Consider the following 20,332-nt stretch of genomic DNA (forward strand, 5'->3'; position numbering starts at 1 on the left):
AGGCTCGCTCCCACAGATGGCATGTGCTCAAGCGGCAATCGCGGGACGCATCGGGGCTTGCTGTTTTTCCGGGATCGTCCCGAACAACGCCTTCTGCACCGCCTGCTGCGCTTCGAACGCCAGCGCCGCGCGTTCCCGGCCCTGGCACTCGATGGGCTTGAGCAGATGAATCTCCACGCCGCCACGGTCATTGGCGAACAGGCGCATCAGGTGCGAGAGCAGGTCATCGTCGCCAATGAATGGCGCCAGCGCGCAAGGCTTGCCGTCACGCACATAACGAATCGCCACCGGTTGCATCGCCACTTCGGAATCGATGGCGGCGGACAGCAGGCGACCGTGGAAAGTACGCAGCGAGCGGCCATCAGTGGTGGTGCCTTCCGGGAACATCAGCAGTGGATAGGCCTGTTCCAGGTGGCGAGTCATCTGCTTGCGGATCAACTGGGAATCACCCGCGCCACGGCGGATGAACAGGCTGCCGGCCTTGGCCGCCAACCAGCCGGCCACTGGCCAGGTGCGCACTTCGGCCTTGGACAGGAACGACAGCGGCGTGAGCATGCCCAGCAGCGGGATATCGGTCCAGGACACGTGGTTGCTGACCCAGAGCATCGGCGCCTTCGGCAGCTCGCCGTGGACGGTCACGTCAAAGGGCAGGGCGTTGCTCAGGCGCGCCATGAAAAACCGCGACCAGCGCTGGCGACGCGCCATCGAATGGGCCATGCCCAGGCGCTCGAACAGCCCGAACACGCTGGCCATGCCCAGGCCCAGCGTCACCACCATCAGCACTCGCGCGATTCGCGCGTACACCCGCAACCGGCTCATTACACAGCCGCCTTGAAGTGTTTGGCGTAGCGCGGGCAGAGTTCGTCGCGCTTGAGCAGAATGAACACGTCGGCGACCTGGAAGTCTTCGTCCCAGCATGGCTCGCCGCAGATCTTCGCGCCCAGGCGCATGTAGGCCTTGAGCAGCGGTGGCATTTCGGCAATCACGTTCGACGGGATGTCCAGGCTTGGCAGCGGGTTCTTCGGCTCGGCGCGCAGGTGTTCGGTGCACAGGTAGCGTTCGCGCAGACGCTGCATGATCGCGTGGGCCTGCACGCCGCCATCCTGCATCGGAATGCTCGCGCAACCCATCAGGTAGCTGTAGCCGCCCTGGTTCAGGACTTCGGCCAGTTCGCCCCAGAGTACGGCGATGGTGCCGCCGTTGCGGTAGGCCGGGTCGACGCAGGTGCGGCCGATTTCCAGGATCGGGCCTTGCAGATGCACCAGGCCGTGGAGGCTGAATTCTTCTTCGCTGTAGAATTTGCCCAGGCTGCTGGCAGCCGTGTGGTCGAGCAAGCGGGTGGTCGCCACCAGACGCCCGGTGTTCAAGTCGCGCACGCCGATGTGGGCGCAGTGAACGTCGTAGTCATCCATGTCCAGACCCAGTTCAGCGCCCTTGAGCCTGGCGTTGAATTCGCCGCTGAACACGTTGAAGCGCAAGGCCTGGGCTTCCTGCAACGCCTCGGCGCCCACCAGGCGTTCGGCTTGCAGGCGGCGTTCGTTGCCGGTGTCGCTGATGCGGGCGATCTGAGTCATGGCGAATCTCCGTGCGGGCTGCTCACCCGTCTTTGGGCTACAGCGAATCGACTTTCTTTGTCTAGCCGTGTTGTGCAAAGTCAGGCTATGTAGCCCCGGTGTCATCGCCATTAAGCTTTGGTGATGCTTATATGACAGCCCTCAAGGAGCCTCTTATGCCCTGGCAAACCCTGTTGAACCGCCGTGATCGCCTGCCCGCCAACCCGGATCTGGCCGAAGGTTTCGCGACCTTGTTGCAGCAGTTGGGAACGGTCACGCCGTTTGAACTGGCCGTGCTCGGCGGGCGATTGATGGCGACGCCGGGCCTGGCGTTTCTGGTGGGCTATCAAGCGGCCTTGCGCATGCTCTGGCCGAGTGCGCCACTGAGCCTCGGCGCGTTGTGCGCCACCGAACAGCGCAGCCTGCGCCCGGCCGACATGCAAACCCGGCTGAGCGGTTTGCGCCTGAGCGGCCGCAAGGATTTCGTCACCGCCGGGGATGCCGCCGACTGGTTGCTGGTGGCGGCGCGCAGCGAGGCGCCTGGTGCCGATCCGCGCTTGAGCCTGGCGGTGATCTATCGCGATGAGCCAGGTGTGCGCGTGGAAAAACTGGCGCCGATCCCGTTGATGCCGGACATCAGCCATGGCCGGTTGTATCTGGATAACGCGCAGTGCGAGTTGCTCGCGGGGGATGGCTGGGATGCCTACGTCAAACCGTTTCGCACGCTGGAAGACATCTATGTACTGAGCGCCATGACGGCGTGGTTGTACGGTATCGGTCAGGACTGTGCCTGGCCGCAATCCCTGCAATTGCGCCTGTTGGGGTTGTTGGCCGGGTGCGCGGAAAGCAGCCGCCAGCCGCCGACCAGCCCGGCCGGGCACGTGGTGCTTGGCGGGCTGTTTGCACAGTTCGAAGGGCTCAAGGTTGAAGTGGACGAGGCACTGGCTGCAGGGCCTGCGCAGTGGGCGGCGATGTGGCAGCGTGACCGGGCGGTGATGGAATTGGCGGCGGGCGCGCGGGGCAAGCGGTTGGCCAAGGCACTTTCCGGATCTTCGCTGGATTGACCGACCTCTTCGCGAGCAGGCTCGCTCCCACAAGGGAATGCATTTCAAATGTGGGAGCGAGCCTGCTCGCGAAGACGACCTCAACAGCAACACAAATCCAGGAACTGTCATCAACCTCGACTAGGCTCAGCCAGTTCAATCTCCGAGCCCTCGCCATGCCCAAAGGCTTGTCCCTGATTTTCATGCTGTTGCTCAGCGTCACGGCCCGGGCCGAATACTGGCCCGCCGAGCAATGGCCGACCGCTCCGACGCCGAGCGGCCCGGCGCTTCAAGCCCTGGAGGCCTACGCTTTTCCATCCCGCGATGACAGCACTCGCCAGGGCATTCGCACCGATGCCTTGCTGGTGATCCGCGACGGCCAGTTGCTCTACGAGCGCTACGCCGGTCCGACGACGGCCGAGACGCCACACCTGACCTGGTCGATCAGCAAGAGCCTGATGGCCACGGTCCTCGGCGTGGCCTATGGCGAAGGCTTGTTCAAACTCGGCGACCCGGTGGCGAAGTTCTATCCACCCCTGCAAAAACACCCCGACATGACCATGGCCGACCTGCTGCACTGGGCCTCGGGCCTGGATTGGCAAGAGGACTATGAATACGCACCGCTGAAGTCTTCGGTGGTGGCCATGCTCTACACACGCGGTCACCACGACATGGCTGCGTTCACCGCAGCCCATGCGGCGTACGCGGCGCCGGGCCAGGCATTTCGCTACTCCAGCGGAGACAGCAATCTGTTATCCGCTGCGCTGAAAACCATCGTCGGCCCCAGCCGCTATCCAGACTATCCATGGGCTGCATTGTTCGAACCGCTGGGCATTCGCCACGCCACCTGGGAAGCCGATGCCACGGGCACCTTCGTGGCTTCGTCCTATGCCTACCTTACTGCACGGGATCTGGCCCGGGTCGGTCTGTTGATGGATCGCGAGGGTCGCTGGGGAGATAAACAACTGCTGCCCAAGGACTGGGTGGCGTTCAACCGCGAGCCGTTCGCTCACTATCACGCCCATCAGGATGATGCCGTTCCGGGCGGGCAATGGTGGCTCAATCGAGCCGTTGAGGGCGCGGAAAAACCCTGGCCCGATGCCCCCGCCGACACCTTCGCCGCGCTCGGTCATTGGGGGCAGGCGATGTATGTGATCCCCAGTGAACACCTGGTGATCGTTCGCTACGGCGATGATCGCGACGGCAGTTACCGGCACAACGAATTGCTCAAGCTCGCGCTCAACGCCTTTGCCAGGAAGGTGCAGCCATGAGCGGTTTCATTCGCCGCCGACCGATCGCATCCCTGTTGCTGATCCTGCTGATCGCCTTGTTCGGCTGGATCTGGCACGAACGGGTGGCGTTGTGGGCGTTCCCCGACATCATCAGCGCATACACCGCCAAGGAGTACTGTTCGTGCCGCTACGTGATGAACAACGACGCCGAGTACTGCCACGGTTATGTGAAACAATGGTTGCCCACCAACAGCTTTACCGATGACCCGGCCGGCAAGCGAGTCACGGTCAGTGGCATGGGCCGCCACAACAGCGCCGTGTGGATCGGCGAGCGTCAGGGCTGTCGCTTGCAGCCCTGATATCCTTTCAGGTTCCACTCTGTGGAACCACATTTGATTGTCCTCGCTCGCGACTCACGGTTATCTGGCGGTGAGCGCGACCTGCTGTCGCGAAATCATCGCGAACAACAAGAACGGGATTACACCCGGCCCGAGGACAATCGTCATGACCCGATATCAGCACATCCTTGCCTGGCTCAGCGACGTGGCCAGCGACTTGCATGCCACCCGCCAGGACATCCACGCCCACCCGGAACTCGGCTTCGAGGAAAACCGCACCTCGGCGCTGGTGGCCAAGTCCCTGGCGGATTGGGGCTACGAGGTGCACACCGGCATCGGCAAGACCGGTGTGGTCGGCGTGCTGCGTAATGGCAGCAGCCCGCGCAGACTCGGGTTGCGGGCGGACATGGATGCGCTGCCGATCATCGAGAACACCGGCGCAACCTACAGCAGCCAGCATCAGGGCTGCATGCACGCCTGTGGGCATGACGGACACACCACGATGCTGTTGGGCGCGGCGCGCTACCTGGCGGCGACCCGTCAGTTCGACGGCACCCTGACGTTGATTTTCCAGCCTGCCGAAGAAGGCCAGGGTGGTGCCGAAGCGATGCTCGCTGATGGCTTGCTCGAACGTTTTCCGTGCGATGCGTTGTTCGGCATGCACAACATGCCAGGGCTACCTGCCGGCCATTTAGGCTTTCGTCAGGGGCCGATGATGGCCTCACAGGATTTGCTTAACGTGACCATCGAAGGTGTCGGCGGCCACGGTTCGATGCCGCATCTGGCGGTCGATCCGCTGGTGGCGGCAGCCAGTGTGGTCATGGCCCTGCAGACCGTGGTCGCGCGCAACATCGATGCGCAGCAGGCGGCGGTGGTCACGGTTGGCGCGTTGCAGGCCGGGGAGGCGGCCAACGTCATTCCACAACAGGCGATCCTGCGCTTGAGCCTGCGGGCACTGAACGCCCAGGTGCGCGAGCAGACTCTCGACCGCGTGCGCGCAATCATCGAATCCCAGGCCCGGAGTTTCGGCTGCAGCTCGCGCATCGAACATCGTCCGGCCTACCCGGTGCTGGTCAACCACGCGGCCGAAACCGAATTCGCCCGGCAGGTCGGCGTCGAACTGGTCGGTGCTGATGCGGTCGATGGCAATACCCCCAAACTCATGGGCAGCGAAGACTTCGCCTGGATGCTGCAACGCTGCCCTGGCGCGTACCTGTTTATCGGTAATGGCGTATCGCGGCCGATGGTCCACAACCCCGCTTATGACTTCAACGACGACATCCTGCTGACCGGCGCCGCGTACTGGGGCGCGCTGACCGAGAGCTGGCTCAAGCCGGCCTGAATTCCACCACTGTCTACTGCCGCTGGACCGGGCGCGCGCTGTCGTGCCCGCCGTTACCCAACAGGTTTCTGGAGAGTTCCCCATGCACACTTCGAACACAGGCGTTTCGCGCACCCGGCAGGTGGTCGCGGCCGTTATCGGCAACGCGTTGGAATGGTATGACTTCATCGTTTACGGCTTTCTGGCCAGCATCATCGCCCGGCAATTTTTCCCGTCTGACGACGAATACGCATCCTTGCTGATGGCCCTGGCGACTTTCGGCGTCGGCTTTTTCATGCGTCCGGTGGGCGGTATCTTGCTGGGCATGTATTCGGACCGCAAAGGGCGCAAGGCGGCGATGCAAATGATCATTCGCCTGATGACCCTGTCCATCGCACTGATCGCGTTCGCGCCGAACTACGCCGCCATCGGCATGGGGGCGCCGCTGTTGATCGTGGTTGCGCGCATGCTGCAAGGCTTCGCCACGGGCGGCGAGTACGCCAGCGCCACGGCGTTTCTGGTGGAGAGCGCACCGGCCCACCGCAAGGGGTTGTACGGCTCGTGGCAATTGGTCGGGCAATGCCTGGCGGTGTTCTCCGGGGCGGCGATGGTCGCCTTGTTCACCCACCTGCTGTCCCCTGAGGCACTGGAGAGCTGGGGCTGGCGGATTCCCTTTGTGCTGGGTTTGTTGATCGGTCCAGTAGGCTTGTGGATTCGCAAACACATGGAGGAACCGGAAGAATTTCTTGAAGCGCGCAAGCAGGCCAAAGGCGCGAGCCCAAGCCTGATGCAAGTGATCCGCGAATACCGGCGCAGTATTCTGGTGTCCATGGGCCTGGCTTGTGGCGCAACTGTGTCGTTCTACGTGGTGCTGGTGAACATGCCGACGTTCGCCCACAAGAATCTCGGCCTGCCGCTGGATCAGGTGCTGCTGGTGCAAATGCTCGCGGTGGCGCTGATGACCGTGATCATTCCCTTGTCTGGCGCACTGTCGGACCGCCTCGGCCGACGCCCGGTGTTGATGGCTTTCACCCTGGCGTTTTTCCTGATGGTTTATCCCTTGTATGTGTGGGTGGCGGCGGCGCCATCGGTGGAGCGTTTGCTGGTAATGCAACTGTTGCTGTGCAGTGCGATCGGCGGTTTCTTCGGCCCGGCTCCGACCGCGCTGGCCGAGCAGTTCCCGATCGAAGTGCGCTCCACCGGGGTGTCTGTGGCTTACAACGTCGCGGTCATGGTTTTCGGTGGATTCGCGCCGCTGATCGTCACCTGGCTGAGCAAGGTCCTGGCAACGCCGGTCGCACCGTCCTTCTACGTCCTGTTCGCCTGCCTGCTGACACTGCTCGGCACCTACTGCATGCACGAAGCGCCACGGGAAAAAAGATCCGTTGAACTCAATCTTGGGGTGAAACCTTGAGCCGCAATCCGATTGTTGAAATGGACGCCGATGCGCTGTCCCGGGCCATTCATGGGCGTCAGGTGTCCTGTCGCGAAGTGATGCAGGCGTATCTCGCGCAGATCGAACGCTTCAATCCGCAGGTCAATGCGCTGGTGTCCCTGCGTCCGGCCGAGGCGTTGCTGGCCGAGGCCGACGAGCGTGATCGTCAACTCGACCGGGGTCAGTCCCGCGGCTGGATGCACGGCATGCCGCAAGCGGTCAAAGACCTGGCGGCAACCACCGGCTTGCGCACCACCCTGGGTTCGCCGCTATTCGCCGAGCAGGTTCCGGAGCACGATGCCATCAGCGTGGCACGGGTGCGCGACTGCGGGGCAATCATCATCGGCAAGAGCAACGTCCCGGAATTCGGCCTCGGCTCGCAAACCTACAACAGCGTGTTCGGCACCACCACCAACGCCTACGATCCGACCCTGGTTGCCGGCGGCAGCAGCGGCGGAGCGGCAGTGGCGCTGGCGTTGCGCATGCTGCCGGTGGCGGACGGCAGCGACATGATGGGCTCGCTGCGCAATCCGGCGGCGTTCAACAACGTCTTTGGATTTCGTCCATCCCAGGGGCGTGTACCGTTCGGACCCGGGCCTGAGATGTTCGTCCAGCAACTGGCCACCGAAGGACCGATGGGCCGCACGGTCACTGATGTTGCCCGTTTGCTCGGCACCCAGGCCGGGTACGACCGGCGCGTGCCGTTGTCTCTGACTGAGGATCCGGGGATTTTTCACCATTCGTTGCAGCAGGATATCAAGGATGTGCGGCTCGGTTGGCTGGGGAGCTACAACGGGTACCTGCCAATGGACCCCGGTGTCATGGAGCTTTGTGAGTCGGCATTGCAGGACTTCGCCACACTGGGTTGCAACGTCGAGGCCTGCCAGCCGGATTTTTCCATGGAGCGCCTGTGGCAAACCTGGCTGGTGCATCGCCACTGGCTGGTGCAAGGCAGTCTCGGCGGGCTGTATGCCGATGCGCAAAAACGTGAACTACTCAAACCCGAAGCCCAATGGGAGGTCGAGGGCGGGCTGCGTCTGACGGCGACGGATGTCTATCAGGCCTCGGTCAGTCGCAGCGAGTGGTATCGAGCGCTGAACGAATTGTTCGAACGTTACGACTTCCTGCTGTTGCCCACTGCCCAGGTGTTTCCTTTTGATGCACAAATCCCTTGGCCGCACGTTGTTGGCGGGCAGGCCATGGACACCTACCACCGCTGGATGGAAGTGGTGATCGGGCCAACCCTCGCGGGCCTGCCAACCATGAGTGTGCCGGTGGGATTCAACCCGGCCGGATTGCCGATGGGCCTGCAAATCATAGGCCCGGCCCAGGCTGACCGCGCGGTGTTGCAACTGGCGCATGCCCATGAGCAGCTGACTCAATGGGTCAAGCGCCGGCCACCCGGTTGTCTGCAAAATGCCTGAGCCTGGCGGACAGGCCCGCATCTTGCTGTGCTTTGTAAAAAGAGCAGTGATTATCCGATCCGGGCTGAGGGAGATTGAATCCATGGAGAACAAGGCAGAATCCGGCAGCGTGCGTTCCGTCGAGCGCGCCCTGGCGATTGTCGAGTTGCTGGGGGAGCATCAGGCGTTGGGGCTGGAGGAATTGCACTACCTGACGAGCCTGCCCAAGGCCACGGTGTCGCGCATGTTGCTGACGCTGCAGGAGCAGGGCTGGATCTATCGCGGCCTGAGCGACCGGCGCTATCGGTTGTGCGCCAAGCGCCTGTTCGGTGACAGCCAGCAGCGCTTCAAGCGGCGCCTGGTGGAAAACGCCGCGCCACTGTTGCTGGAGTTGAGCGAGCGCACCGGGCTGGTGGCGGACCTGTCGTGCTTTGACGGTGAGCGGATCGAGGTCATGGAAAGCGCGATCCCCACGGTGCTGCGCAAGCGCTATCCAAACAACTGCCAGATCGTCGGCCAGCACGCCAGCCTGTTCCATTCGGCCATGGGCCGGGCCTGCCTGGGTGAACTGGACAGCCATGAGGTGGAGCGTCTGGCCAGCCGTGAGCGAATGACGGACGAATCCCTGTTCAACACTAGTGAACAAGCCTTGCATCAAGGCTTCGGGCAGCGCACCGAAGGTTATTGGGAATACCCGGTGCGCCTGCCGTTCCTGATTCGCGCGGTGGCCTTGCCGATCCGCACCGATGGCCGACTCGTGGGCAGCATGGCACTGCACTGGCCGATGGATCAGGCGCCGGTGGAACGGGTACTCAACCTGCACCTCAACAGCCTGGCCGCCACCATTGGCAATGTGCAGCAGGCAATGGCCTGAGTGGAACTTGTGGTGGTTTAGAGACTCAAGGCAACACATTTCTTGCAACCTGTGTCAGGCCGGTTAAGGTTCAGCACAGGTTTCTCTGCCTGACGAGTCTCTATGTTCAAGCGTTCCGCCCTCCGATCCCTCATTTTTCTGCTGCTGACGGGTGCCGCTTTGTCGGCCCGCGCCGACTGGTACCTTGATGGCGAGTCTTCGCGCCTGTCGTTTGTCAGCACCAAGAATGCCAATGTCTCCGAAGTGCAGCGTTTCCTGGTGCTGCACGGCAAAGTCGACCCCGAGGGGCTGGCGCAGGTGGAAGTCGAGCTGGAGTCGGTCAACAGCGGCATCCCTTTGCGCGATGAGCGCATGCGCAAGGAACTGTTCCAGATCGACCGGTTTCCCGACGCCTTGATCTCCACGAAAATCGATCCGCGCCCGATCAACGACCTCGCTCCCGGCGCGCAATTGGAGTTGCGCCTGCCGCTGACGGTCGACTTGCACGGCAAACAACACCAGTACCAGGCCGAACTGCTGGCGACCCGGCTCGATGACCGGCGCTTTCAGGTGGTGACCCTCGAACCGTTGGTGATCAATGCTGAGGATTTCGATTTGGCTCCAGGGTTGGAGGCGTTACGCAAAATGGCCGGTCTTTCGGCGATTAGTCTTTCAGTGCCAGTGAGTGCGGTACTGATTTTCACGGCGCGCTGATAATGGCCGGAGCGATTTTTCCCTGGCGTGAAGGCAACCACTTCGAACTGCTGGTCGACGGCCCGCAGTTTTTTCCGCGCATGCTGGTGGCGATTGCCCGGGCTGAAGAACAGGTCGAGCTGGAGTTGTATCTGGTGGAGGCGGGCGCCTGCGCCGAAGCCATGGTCCAGGCCCTGGTGCAGGCCGCCGAGCGCGGTGTGCGGGTGCGCTGCCTGTTCGATGATTACGGCAGCCTCGCCTTTACCCTGGCCTTGCGTCAGCGCCTGATGTCCGCCGGTGTGGAGCTGCGTTTTTACAATCGCCTGAGCTGGCGGCGTTGGGTCGGCAACTTTTACCGCGATCACCGCAAGCTGCTGCTGGTGGACCAGAGCCTGGCCGTGGTCGGTGGCACAGGCGTCACTGATGAGTTCTGGACGCCGGGCGAAGACGTCAGCGAATGGCACGAAGTGATGGTGGAAATCACCGGTCCGCTGGTACTCGACTGGCAGCTGCTGTTCGATCGGCAGTGGATTGCCAACCGCCATCGACGTGCCTGGCGACCGGCCTCGCATTTCGGCTTGCCGCGGTTACCCCGTGTGCCGTCCCAGGGCGAGGGCATGGGGCGGGTGGCGTATGCCGACGCCCGCCAACACCGGGACATTCTGCAATCGCTGGTGCGCGCGCTGAACAGCGGCCATCGACGGATCTGGCTGGCCACGCCGTACTTTTTGCCGACCTGGAAAGTCCGTCGCTCCCTGCGCCGGGCGGCTGCCCGGGGCGTCGATGTACGCTTGCTGCTGACCGGCCCGCGTACCGATCACCCCTCCGTGCGTTATGCCGGCCATCGCTACTACCCGCGACTGCTCAGGGCCGGGGTGAAGATCTACGAATACCAGCCGTGCTTCCTGCACCTGAAAATGGTGCTGATCGATGACTGGGTGAGCATCGGTTCGTGCAACTTCGATCACTGGAATCTGCGCTTCAACCTGGAAGCCAACCTGGAAGCGCTGGACCCCGGATTGACCCGAGCGGTGGCCGCGAGTTTCGAGAACGACTTCGCCCTGAGCCAGCAAGTCAGCCTGGAAGAATGGAAGCGGCGGCCACTGTGGCGGCGGGTCAAGCAGCGGGTGTGGGGATGGGTGGATCGGGTGGTGGTGAATCTGCTGGATCGAAGGGGTTGACCCCGATCTTTTCAACACCACTAAACCACTGTGGGAGCGAGCCTGCTCGCGAATGCGGTCGATCAGTCGACACCATCTTGACTGACACTCCGTCTTCGCGAGCAGGCTCGCTCCCACAGGGTTGTTGCGGTGTTTCAGGGATTACAGCAACTCAAAGCTCTGCTGCGTCACGTCCTCTGAATCCAGGCCGATCTGCACGTTGAACTTGCCCGGCTCCGCCGCGTACTTGAGTTGGGTGTTGTAGAACTTCAGGTCGTCCTCGGTGATGGTGAAGTGCACGACTTTCTGCTCGCCGGCCTTGAGCATCACTTTCTGGAAGTTCTTCAGTTCCTTGATCGGGCGGATCATCGAACCGGCCACGTCCTGAATGTACAACTGCACCACGGTTTCGCCATCGCGCTTGCCGGTGTTTTTCACCGTGACACTGGCGTCGAGCTTGCCGGTCTTGTTCAGCGTGGTCGCCGACAGCGCCATGTCGCTCAGGCTGAAGTCGGTGTAGCTCAGACCGTAGCCGAACGGGTACAGGGGGCCTGTGGTGTCATCGAAATACTGCGAGGTGTAGTTGCCCGGTTTGCCCGGGGTGAACGGCCGGCCAATGGTCAGGTGGTTGTAGTAGGTCGGAATCTGGCCTACCGAACGCGGGATGGTGATCGGCAGTTTGCCCGACGGGTTGTAGTCGCCGAACAGCACATCGGCGATGGCGTTGCCGCCCTCGGTGCCGGTGAACCAGGTTTCCAGGATCGCGTCGGCCTGTTCCTTCTCTTCGAGGATCGTCAGTGGGCGGCCGTTCATCAACACCAGTACCAGCGGTTTGCCGGTGGCTTTCAGGGCACGGATCAGCTCGCGCTGGTTTTCCGGGATGTTCAGGTCGGTACGGCTCGACGATTCGTGGGACATGCCACGGGACTCGCCGACGGCGGCAATGACGACGTCAGCCTCCTTGGCCGCTTTCACCGCTTCGTCGATCAGTACCTTCGCCGGACGCGGATCATCCACCACTTCCGGGGCGTCGAAGTTGAGGAAGTTCAGGTAACCGAGGATTTTCGGGTCGCTGGTGATGTTGGCGCCACGTGCATAGATCAGTGTCGACTTGTCACTCAGGGCGTTGCTCATGCCGTCGAACAGGGTCACCGATTGCGCCGGCTTACCGGCGGCGGCCCAGCTGCCCATCATGTCGATCGGCGCCTTGGCCAGCGGACCGACCAGGGCGATTTTCGCAGTCTTTTTCAGCGGCAGGGTTTCGTTGCGGTTCTTCAGCAACACCATGCTGCGGCGCGCCACATCACGGGCCTCGGCACGGTGCAGGCGGCTGTCGGCGTAGGTATCGACCGGATCGTCCTCGGCCTTGCCAATGCGCAGGTACGGGTCCTTGAACAGGCCCATGTCGTACTTGGCTTCCAGTACCGCGCGCACGGCATTGTCGATGTCGCTCTGCTGGATCTCGCCGGACTTCAGCAGCCCTGGCAGTTCTTTGCCGTACAGGGTGTCGTTCATGCTCATGTGGATGCCGGCCTTGATCGCCAGCTTCGCCGCTTCGCGACCGTCGGCGGCAACGCCGTGCTTGATCAGCTCGAAGATCGCCCCGTGGTCACTGACCGCCAGGCCCTTGAAGCCCCATTCCTTGCGCAGCAGGTCGTTCATCAGCCAGGTGTTGGCCGTGGCCGGCACGCCGTTGATCGAGTTCAGCGCAACCATGACCCCGCCAGCGCCGGCATCGATGGCGGCGCGGTACGGCGGCAGGTAGTCCTGGTACATCTTGACCGGGCTCATGTCGACCACGTTGTAGTCGCGACCACCCTCGACCGCGCCGTACAGGGCGAAGTGCTTGACGCTGGCCATGATGCTGTCGGCCGCGTTCGCGCCGGTGCCCTGGAACGCCTTGACCATCACGCCGGCAATACGCGACACCAGGTAGGTGTCTTCGCCGAAACCTTCGGAAGTACGGCCCCAACGCGGGTCGCGGGAGATGTCGACCATCGGCGCGAAGGTGATGTCGAGGCTGTCAGCCGCGGCTTCCTTGGCGGCGATGCGCCCGGACAGGCCGATGGCGTCCATGTCCCAGCTCGAGGCCAGGGCCAGCGGGATCGGGAAAATGGTGCGGTGGCCGTGGATCACGTCGTAGGCGAAGAACATCGGGATCTTCAGGCGGCTGCGCATGGCCGCGTCCTGCATTGGCCGGTTTTCCGGGCGGGTGATCGAGTTGAACGTACCGCCGATGTTGCCTGCCGCGATCTCCTTGCGGATCATTTCGCGCGGCATTTCCGGGCCGATGCTGATCAGGCGCAACTGGCCGATTTTTTCATCGAGGGTCATTTGCTTCATCAGGTTGCTGACGAAGGCTTCCTTGTTCTCCAGGGGTGCGGGTGTCGTGGCGGCCAATACGTTATGACTGGCCAGGCTGACGAACAGGCCCAGCAAACACAGCTTCTTCATGAATAGTTTTCTCAAGGGCCCAAACGGCGATGCACACGCCGGCCAGCCAAAAATTAGGGAACGTCTATTGTTGTTCGGGTGCCGGCTCAAAAAACAGAGCCAAAAACGACAGCCAGCGGGCGGATGCGTTTTTGCGCAGGGCCTCTTTTTAGCCCATCGGCCCGTTGCAATCCAGAGGCGCGGGCGATTATGCCCCAAGACCCGGCTCAGAAGGTTTCACGGTCGGCTTTTTCATGAAATGTACAAGGGAGCGTCATCCTGATGAATGTAAGTCCAGCCTACCGTTCGCGTTTGCAGGTCGTCACGCTGCTGATGCTGGCCACGTTGCTGACCGCCTGTGGCATCAACAACATCCCGACCCTCGACGAACAGGCCAAGGCCGCCTGGGGTCAGGTGCAGAACCAGTATCAGCGCCGCGCCGACCTGATTCCCAACCTGGTGGAAACCGTCAAGGGCTACGCCAGGCATGAAGAAGAGACACTGACGGCGGTCATTGAGGCCCGGGCCAAGGCCACGTCGATCCAGGTGGACGCCTCGACCCTCGACAACCCGGAAAAACTCAAGCAGTACCAGCAGGCCCAGGATCAGCTCAGTGGCGCCTTGAGCCGGTTGATGGTGGTTTCCGAACGTTATCCTGACCTGAAGGCCAATCAGAACTTCCTCGCCTTGCAGTCACAGCTTGAAGGCACCGAGAACCGGATCAGCGTGGCCCGGCGTGATTTCATCCTCGCGGTGCAGAAATACAACACCGAGATCCGCACGTTCCCCGGACGCTTGTGGCACAGCGTGATGTACAGCGACCTGCCGATTCGCGAGACCTTCGAAGCCACGCCGGGGGCGGAAAAGGCCCCCGAGGTCAAGTTCTGAAAAGCGCCAGTCGGCGTCATCACGCAAGAGGTTGCCAATGCGCGTCCTGAAAGCAGGCCTGTTGCTGTTGTTGTGGGTGGTAACGCTCACGGCCCGGGCCGAGCTGAGCTTCCCGGCGCTGACCGGACGGGTGGTCGACAACGCGCAGATGATCGAGCCATCGGTGCGCGAGCAACTCACTCGGCAACTTCAGGCCCATGAGCAAGCCACCGGCGAACAGCTTGTGGTTGTGACGTTGGCGGATTTGCAAGGCGCCGACATCGCTGACTTCGGTTATCAACTGGGGCGCCACTGGGGCATCGGGCAGAAGGACAAGAACAACGGCGCCTTGCTGATTGTCGCCCGCAACGAGCGCAAACTTCGCATCGAAGTCGGCTACGGCCTGGAGGATCGACTGACGGACGCCCAGAGTTCGGTGATCATCAACCGGGTCATCACCCCGGCGTTCAAGACCGGCAATTTCAGTAAAGGCATCAGTGACGGCGTGGCGGCGATGCTGGTGGTGCTGAGCGGCAACCCCTTGGATGAACCCTCCACGGCATATGAATCCAGAGGCGATCCCGGGGACGATTTTGTCTCGCGGCATCCCGGGTTGTTGGTGTTTTTGGTGATGTTGTTCATCCTGACTGTTTTTGTATGCCAGATGCTCGGTATCCTTCCCGCCGGCCGTGGCGGCTCCGGTGGAACCGGGGGCGGCTTTGGCGGTGGCGGATTTGGCGGCGGCGGTGGAGGGGAGGCTTCAGCGGCGGCGGGGGCAGTTTCGGCGGGGGCGGTTCGTCCGGCGGCTGGTGATAATAAAAACGAGCAGGCAATTCACGACATGGCATTACTGACTGAACACGAGCAACGCAAAGTCGCCGAGGCAATTGCCCGGGTCGAGCGTGATACCGATGCCGAACTGGTGACCGTGCTCGCGGCCCGCGCCGACGACTATGCGTACATTCCGTTGCTGTGGGCCAGTCTGCTGGCGCTGCTGGTGCCGGGCGTCGTGCATTACCTCACTGGCTGGCTGACCATGCACAGCCTGCTGATGGTGCAATGGGCCAGCTTCATCGTCCTCTGCCTGGTGTTCCGCCTGCCGAAAGTCACCACCCATCTGATCCCGCGCTCGGTGCGCCACTGGCGCGCCTCGAACCTGGCGCGCCGGCAGTTTCTGGAGCAGAACCTGCACCACACCGAAGGCAGCACCGGCGTGCTGATTTTCGTTTCCGAGGCCGAGCGTTATGTGGAAATCCTGGTGGATGAAGGGATATCCAGTCGCCTGGACAACAAGAACTGGGACGCCATCGTCGCCACGTTCACCCAGCAAGTGAAGCAGGGGCAGACGCTGCAAGGTTTTATCAGTTGCATCGAAGCCTGCGGCGAGCTGCTCAAGGTGCATGTGCCAGTGACCCATGTGCGCAATGAGTTGCCAAACCGCCTGGTGGTGCTCGGCTAGGTCCGGGCATGGCGTTGTGTAGCGCTCGCCGCTACAACTCCCGTCAATTGTCCGGGTTCGGCCTTGTCGTCAGTATTTCTCTCTAACAGTGGACACCCAGCGACGGGTGTTCCCGCGTAGAGGGATTCTTATGCCAACCCAACAATCGAATGACTCTTTGACACGGGTAGCTCCAGGCAGAGAGGGAGGTACGCCAACGGCGAAGCTGACGGCGAAAGAAACACAAATCCTGATGTGGTGTTTCAAGGGCAAGACTTCCTGGGAGATCGCCAGGATCGAGAATTGCGCGGAATCCACCGTCAACTTTCACTTCGCCAATATTCGTCGGAAGTTCGACGTCAGCTCTCGCACTTGTGCATTGCTCAAGGCGATCGAGTCGGGGGCGATCCTCGTGGACTCGGTCGTAGCGCGAGGTGCACATGAGCCTGACTGATTCGACCTACAACGGCATCAGCGGGCTCATGTTGGGAATGGGGATTGCCACTCTGCCGGTTGTTGATGGCGAGGTACTGTTCGGTGCAATGCTTGGTGCGTGGCTGGTCACGACCACTCGCACGGACTTCAAAGCCTGGCAGCGCATTGGTTCCTGGTTGTTGTCTGCAGGTGTCGGTTACCTCTTTACGCCTGTCGCGCATCCGCTGGCGCCTTTTCTGACCGCAGGCGTAACGGCCTTTCTTTGTGCGCTGATCGTTATTCCCATCAGCATCAAGCTCATGCAATGGATCGATGGCGCCGGTATCGGCGAAATCATTCGACATCTGAGAGGGAGAAAATGACAGGTCGTGAAAGGATTGCTTTGGCGGGGTGACGGGCGTTGCTCGCTAGAACCGTACGTTCGGGCTGGCGTGTTATCAGTGCGATGAATAACTTCATTGCCGGCAGGTCATCAAGTTTCATTCGAAAGTTTAAGTGTTGCCAGAGTAGAGGCCATTTCGGCAAGTCTGAGTTCCATATTGCGCAGTCGTTGCTTTTCCTCGAGTGCGTTTTGTATGGCGCTGCGACCATCTTCGTCGAGCAACCGCCAGAGCGCGAGAATGGTGTTTTCCCGTGTGGTGCTTTCCTGATTGGCTTCCGAGGAATCAGTAACTGCTTGTCTCTGAATCGGCCCTTCACCCAGCAGCAGCCAGTCAAGGGAGATCCCTCGCGTTTGAGCGATTTCTACGCATAATGAGTATGGCGTGCTGTCGCGGCCTCGCCAGCTACTGAGGGTTTGCGGGCTGATCTGTAGCGCGGAGGATAAAGAAGCATCGGTTTTTGTGCCAGTAACTTGCTTCAGGCGAGCCAGAACAGCTTGTGATTTTTTGCTACGCAATTTGAGCCTCTTCCTTTTGACATATGCTTTTTGAGTGCCTAATTTATGCGTAATGAGTACTTTTTTTCTTGTAAGTAATCAATCACTAAAGATGAGTCAGAAGAATACGATGTCGAAACTTCCTAATGGTATCAGGGTGATTTCCTACGAGCTTGGCTCCAACCCATTACAGGACTGCCCGATGCACTTCCTTATGTCTGGCAGACACTGTTCACAAGGCCGCAACACCACAAAGAACCTGTCTAGCAGTATTGCGTTTGATCAGGTTGATTGCCACCCAATGACCGCCGGGAGTCAAGCATGAGTACTTATAAAATGGTGTGCCCGCACTGCTTGAACAGGATGCGCATCCGCACCAGTGAGGGCCGACATATTTTCCTGCGGGTGGCCTATCTGCAATGTACGTCGGAAGCGTGCGGTTGGTCGGTACGTGCCGAATTTGAAATGACCCATGAGCTTTCGCCCAGTGGCATGCCCAACCCGGCCGTACGCCTGCCTTGCGCCGGACCCGATCTGCGCCGTGCCGCAGGGCCTGTTGCAGTCAGTCCTGCACCGACAGAAGTGCCGCAGGAGGGGTGAGCATGAAGGTCATCGATGAAGATGCAGACCTGAATGATGAACTATTGGCTATAGCCCAGGCGTTTTTGGGGCGTCATGAGAGTGAAGGGGGGATCGACGATCAAGTCCTGTTCTGTCGCGCGGTGAAGCATTTGCAGAATATGGATGTACCCATGTACCTGGCGGAAAGGCTGGTTAGCCGTGCCTACGGCGTACTCAAATCGTGCAACGACCGTCGTCGCCTGGACATCGATGCAAGTTCCGAAACGGTTGCCGTAGTGACTGACCCTGCCAACGGGCTGACCTGGGCAGTACCCGTGGGGTTGATCGTCAAACACATCATTAACTCACCGAACAATCGCAGGCTTCGCCTGGTGGAATCCTGAGGTTTCAATGGTTGTATCGAGGTCCTGGGCCGAATGACTGGGACCTGCCACAAAATAACCCCGTGCCCAAAGTGCTCGTCCCCCTTAAAATACCGGCATTCTCCGATTTGTATCGCCTGAGGCCGTTTTTCCATGTCCGTCACCGCCACTCCCGCCAGCCTCGTGCCGGATCATCACGCCCAGTTCATCGACCTGCTGCGAACCAGCCTCGAGCACAATGCATTCATCAAACTGGTACTGGCCAAGTACGCGGGCGATGAAACGGACCTGCAGCGGATCATCATCAAACCGGTGACCGTCAAGGCGCAGCCTTGCCTGTCTTTTGTCTATCGCTACAAGACTCGCGATATCACCAAGAACCTGCCGCTGGCCGAAGGCGTGGCGAGCATTGCCGGGCTGCTGCCGGCGTCGTTCAAAAATGCGCATCTGTTGTCGTTGACCGACGAAGCCCAGCTCGAATACAGCAAAAAGGGCAAGTCATCGCTGTTCAAGAGCAAACCTCAGCAATTGCGCGAAGTGCCATCGGCCGAGCACAACCGTGAGAAAAACCGTTTTCTTGACCTGAGCCGGCCGTTTCTCACCGATCTGGGTGTGACCAACAAGCAGCATGAACTGATCCCGGCGATGTCGCGCAAGTGGAAGCAGATCAACAAGTTCATCGAAGTGTTCAGCCATGCGCTGACCTCGTCACCCCTGGCGCTGGACAAACCGGTGCGTGTGGCGGACTTCGGTTCGGGCAAGGGGTACCTGACCTTCGCCATCCACGATTACTTGCGCAACACCTTGCAGGCCGAAGGCGAAGTGACCGGCGTCGAGCTGCGTGAAGACATGGTCACCCTGTGCAACGCGGCGGCGGCAAGGCTTGAGCATCCGGGGCTGGTGTTCAAGTGCGGTGACGTGCGCAGCGTGGCGCCGAGCGAGCTGGACGTGATGATCGCCCTGCATGCCTGTGATATCGCCACCGACTATGCGATCCACACCGGCATCCGCTCCGGCGCGTCGATCATCATGTGTTCGCCGTGCTGCCACAAACAGATACGCCTGCAAATCCAGAGCCCGGCGCTGCTCAAACCGATGCTGCAATACGGCTTGCACCTTGGCCAGCAGGCGGAAATGGTCACCGACAGTTTGCGCGCGTTGTTCCTTGAAGCCTGCGGCTACGAGACCAAGGTGTTCGAGTTCATCTCACTGGACCACACCAACAAGAACAAGATGATCCTGGCGGTCAAGCGTGCCGAGCCGGTAGACCCGGCCCAGTTGCTGGCGAAAATCCAGGAGCTGAAGGATTTCTATCACATCAGTGAGCATTGCCTGGAAACGTTGCTGCGCGCCGATGGTTTCCTCGCGGCTAAGGTTTGACCTGAATCCCGGTCGGTAATGTGCCCGGTTGCGCCGGGCGCACCGCAGTCTTGCGTCCCAGCATCACCGTCACGATCACCCCGGCGGCAAACAGCCAGGTGATCGGCTCGATGTGTTCGCCGAAGAACAGCGCCGAGAAGGCGATGGTGAAGAAGATCTGCAGCAACTGGATCTGGCTGACCCGGGCAATGCCGCCCATGGCCAGCCCGGCGTACCAGGCGAAGAAACCGATGAACTGCGAAAACAGCGAGACGTAACCGAAGGCCCACAAGGTCTTGGTGGAAATCTCGCCCTGATGTTGCAGCGCCAGGTACACCACCGGGCCGATCAGCAGCGGCGTCGATAGCACCAGCGCCCAGCAGATCACCTGCCAGCCGCCCATTTCCCTGGCCAGTCGGCCTCCCTCGGCGTACCCCAGCCCGCCCACTGCAATGGCGCCAAGCATCAGCAAGTCACCGGCCTGAATACTGCCGGCACCGCTGATCAGTGCATAACCGAGCACCAACGCACTGCCCAATGCGGCGCAACCCCAGAAGGCTTTCGAAGGTCGTTCATGGGACAACCATGCGGCGTACAGCGCCACGCACAGCGGCTGCAATCCGTTGACCAGCGCACCGTGGGACGCCGGCAAGGTTTGCATGGCCCAGGCCGACAAAACCGGGAAACCCAGGATCACCCCGGCCATCACCAGCGCCAGGCCTTTGACCTGTTTCCAGGTCGGCCATTTTTCCCGGCGCCACAGCAACAGCAACGCCGCCGGAACCGCCGCAAACAGTGCCCGCCCCAGGCCGTTGAGCAGCGGGTGGAGTTCCTGCACGACAATCCGCGTGAAGGGCAGGGTGAGGCTGAAGATCACAACGCCGAGCAGGCCCAGGGCCATGCCGGTGTTTTCGCGCGAGGACATGATGGCAACCAGAGTCTTGGAGG

21 protein-coding genes and 1 pseudogene are annotated in these 20,332 nt (G+C 61.3%); 17 read left to right on the forward strand and 5 right to left on the reverse strand.

Going from position 1 to position 20,332, the window contains the following annotated elements; translation table 11 throughout:
• Positions 1–27: 27 nt before the first annotated feature.
• Both ACEN8E_RS05925 and olsB read right to left on the reverse strand, forming a co-directional pair.
• Positions 28–819 carry a lysophospholipid acyltransferase family protein gene (locus ACEN8E_RS05925; protein ID WP_495591809.1) on the reverse strand — a complete coding sequence of 264 codons (792 nt, stop codon included), beginning with the start codon at positions 817–819 and terminating at the stop codon, positions 28–30.
• Positions 819–1,574 (reverse strand): L-ornithine N(alpha)-acyltransferase, encoded by a 756-nt coding sequence (olsB, locus tag ACEN8E_RS05930; RefSeq protein WP_057400777.1) that lies wholly within the window; start codon positions 1,572–1,574, stop codon positions 819–821. Before olsB ends, ACEN8E_RS05925 begins: the two co-directional genes overlap by 1 nt.
• A gap of 155 nt (positions 1,575–1,729) precedes the next feature.
• On the opposite strand from olsB, the gene ACEN8E_RS05935 reads away from it, so the two are divergent.
• From ACEN8E_RS05935 to ACEN8E_RS05975, 9 genes are all read left to right on the forward strand, one after another.
• On the forward strand, positions 1,730–2,617 hold the full coding sequence (locus tag ACEN8E_RS05935) for an acyl-CoA dehydrogenase family protein (RefSeq protein WP_495591810.1): 888 nt from the start codon (positions 1,730–1,732) through the stop codon (positions 2,615–2,617).
• Between the two features lie 155 nt (positions 2,618–2,772).
• The gene (locus ACEN8E_RS05940) at positions 2,773–3,867 is read left to right on the forward strand and encodes a serine hydrolase domain-containing protein (protein WP_495591811.1); all 1,095 of its coding nucleotides are present in this window, start codon (positions 2,773–2,775) and stop codon (positions 3,865–3,867) included.
• A complete protein-coding gene (locus ACEN8E_RS05945) occupies positions 3,864–4,187 on the forward strand; it encodes an amidase (protein ID WP_495591812.1) in 324 nt (107 codons plus the stop codon). The genes ACEN8E_RS05940 and ACEN8E_RS05945 overlap by 4 nt, the downstream gene beginning before the upstream one ends.
• A gap of 145 nt (positions 4,188–4,332) precedes the next feature.
• Positions 4,333–5,508 (forward strand): M20 aminoacylase family protein, encoded by a 1,176-nt coding sequence (locus ACEN8E_RS05950; RefSeq protein ID WP_495591813.1) that lies wholly within the window; start codon positions 4,333–4,335, stop codon positions 5,506–5,508.
• An 82-nt stretch (positions 5,509–5,590) separates the two neighbouring features.
• On the forward strand, positions 5,591–6,901 hold the full coding sequence (locus ACEN8E_RS05955) for a citrate-proton symporter (protein ID WP_495591814.1): 1,311 nt from the start codon (positions 5,591–5,593) through the stop codon (positions 6,899–6,901).
• Positions 6,898–8,346, forward strand: a complete 1,449-nt coding sequence (locus ACEN8E_RS05960) for an amidase (protein ID WP_495591815.1) — start codon at positions 6,898–6,900, stop codon at positions 8,344–8,346. Before ACEN8E_RS05955 ends, ACEN8E_RS05960 begins: the two co-directional genes overlap by 4 nt.
• 82 nt (positions 8,347–8,428) lie before the next feature.
• Positions 8,429–9,199 (forward strand): IclR family transcriptional regulator, encoded by a 771-nt coding sequence (locus ACEN8E_RS05965; RefSeq protein WP_495591816.1) that lies wholly within the window; start codon positions 8,429–8,431, stop codon positions 9,197–9,199.
• Between the two features lie 102 nt (positions 9,200–9,301).
• Entirely contained in the window at positions 9,302–9,892 is a 591-nt protein-coding gene (locus ACEN8E_RS05970; RefSeq protein WP_495591817.1) for a YceI family protein, read from the forward strand.
• A 2-nt stretch (positions 9,893–9,894) separates the two neighbouring features.
• Positions 9,895–11,052, forward strand: coding sequence for a phospholipase D-like domain-containing protein (locus ACEN8E_RS05975; RefSeq protein WP_495591818.1), 1,158 nt, complete (start codon positions 9,895–9,897; stop codon positions 11,050–11,052).
• A 141-nt stretch (positions 11,053–11,193) separates the two neighbouring features.
• Here the strand turns inward: ACEN8E_RS05975 and bglX are convergent, their stop codons facing one another.
• Complete coding sequence (gene bglX / locus ACEN8E_RS05980; protein ID WP_495591819.1) at positions 11,194–13,485, reverse strand: beta-glucosidase BglX; 2,292 nt, start codon at positions 13,483–13,485, stop codon at positions 11,194–11,196.
• A gap of 261 nt (positions 13,486–13,746) precedes the next feature.
• On the opposite strand from bglX, the gene ACEN8E_RS05985 reads away from it, so the two are divergent.
• The 5 genes and pseudogenes from ACEN8E_RS05985 (at position 13,747) to ACEN8E_RS06005 (ending at position 16,566) form a co-directional block, all read left to right on the forward strand.
• Positions 13,747–14,352, forward strand: a complete 606-nt coding sequence (locus ACEN8E_RS05985; protein WP_495591820.1) for a LemA family protein — start codon at positions 13,747–13,749, stop codon at positions 14,350–14,352.
• 37 nt (positions 14,353–14,389) lie between these two features.
• Positions 14,390–15,144: pseudogene (locus ACEN8E_RS05990) on the forward strand (TPM domain-containing protein).
• A gap of 28 nt (positions 15,145–15,172) precedes the next feature.
• Positions 15,173–15,790, forward strand: a complete 618-nt coding sequence (locus ACEN8E_RS05995; protein WP_495591821.1) for a TPM domain-containing protein — start codon at positions 15,173–15,175, stop codon at positions 15,788–15,790.
• Positions 15,791–15,920: 130 nt separating this feature from the next.
• Positions 15,921–16,223, forward strand: coding sequence for a helix-turn-helix domain-containing protein (locus ACEN8E_RS06000; protein ID WP_495591822.1), 303 nt, complete (start codon positions 15,921–15,923; stop codon positions 16,221–16,223).
• Positions 16,210–16,566 carry a putative holin gene (locus ACEN8E_RS06005; protein WP_495591823.1) on the forward strand — a complete coding sequence of 119 codons (357 nt, stop codon included), beginning with the start codon at positions 16,210–16,212 and terminating at the stop codon, positions 16,564–16,566. The genes ACEN8E_RS06000 and ACEN8E_RS06005 overlap by 14 nt, the downstream gene beginning before the upstream one ends.
• Before the next feature lie 110 nt (positions 16,567–16,676).
• On the opposite strand, the gene ACEN8E_RS06010 is transcribed toward ACEN8E_RS06005, so the two are convergent.
• The gene (locus tag ACEN8E_RS06010; protein WP_495591824.1) at positions 16,677–17,102 is read right to left on the reverse strand and encodes a helix-turn-helix domain-containing protein; all 426 of its coding nucleotides are present in this window, start codon (positions 17,100–17,102) and stop codon (positions 16,677–16,679) included.
• Between the two features lie 300 nt (positions 17,103–17,402).
• On the opposite strand from ACEN8E_RS06010, the gene ACEN8E_RS06015 reads away from it, so the two are divergent.
• From ACEN8E_RS06015 to ACEN8E_RS06025, 3 genes are all read left to right on the forward strand, one after another.
• Positions 17,403–17,681 carry an Ogr/Delta-like zinc finger protein gene (locus tag ACEN8E_RS06015; protein WP_495591825.1) on the forward strand — a complete coding sequence of 93 codons (279 nt, stop codon included), beginning with the start codon at positions 17,403–17,405 and terminating at the stop codon, positions 17,679–17,681.
• Positions 17,682–17,683: 2 nt separating this feature from the next.
• Positions 17,684–18,046, forward strand: coding sequence for a hypothetical protein (locus ACEN8E_RS06020; RefSeq protein ID WP_495591826.1), 363 nt, complete (start codon positions 17,684–17,686; stop codon positions 18,044–18,046).
• Between the two features lie 132 nt (positions 18,047–18,178).
• Positions 18,179–19,405 (forward strand): class I SAM-dependent methyltransferase, encoded by a 1,227-nt coding sequence (locus tag ACEN8E_RS06025; protein WP_495591827.1) that lies wholly within the window; start codon positions 18,179–18,181, stop codon positions 19,403–19,405.
• Here the strand turns inward: ACEN8E_RS06025 and ACEN8E_RS06030 are convergent.
• Positions 19,395–20,309, reverse strand: coding sequence for a DMT family transporter (locus tag ACEN8E_RS06030; protein WP_495591828.1), 915 nt, complete (start codon positions 20,307–20,309; stop codon positions 19,395–19,397). The genes ACEN8E_RS06025 and ACEN8E_RS06030 overlap by 11 nt on opposite strands.
• Between the last annotated feature and the right edge of the window lie 23 nt (positions 20,310–20,332).

The sequence above is a fragment of the Pseudomonas sp. Pseusp9 genome, from assembly GCF_059491265.1.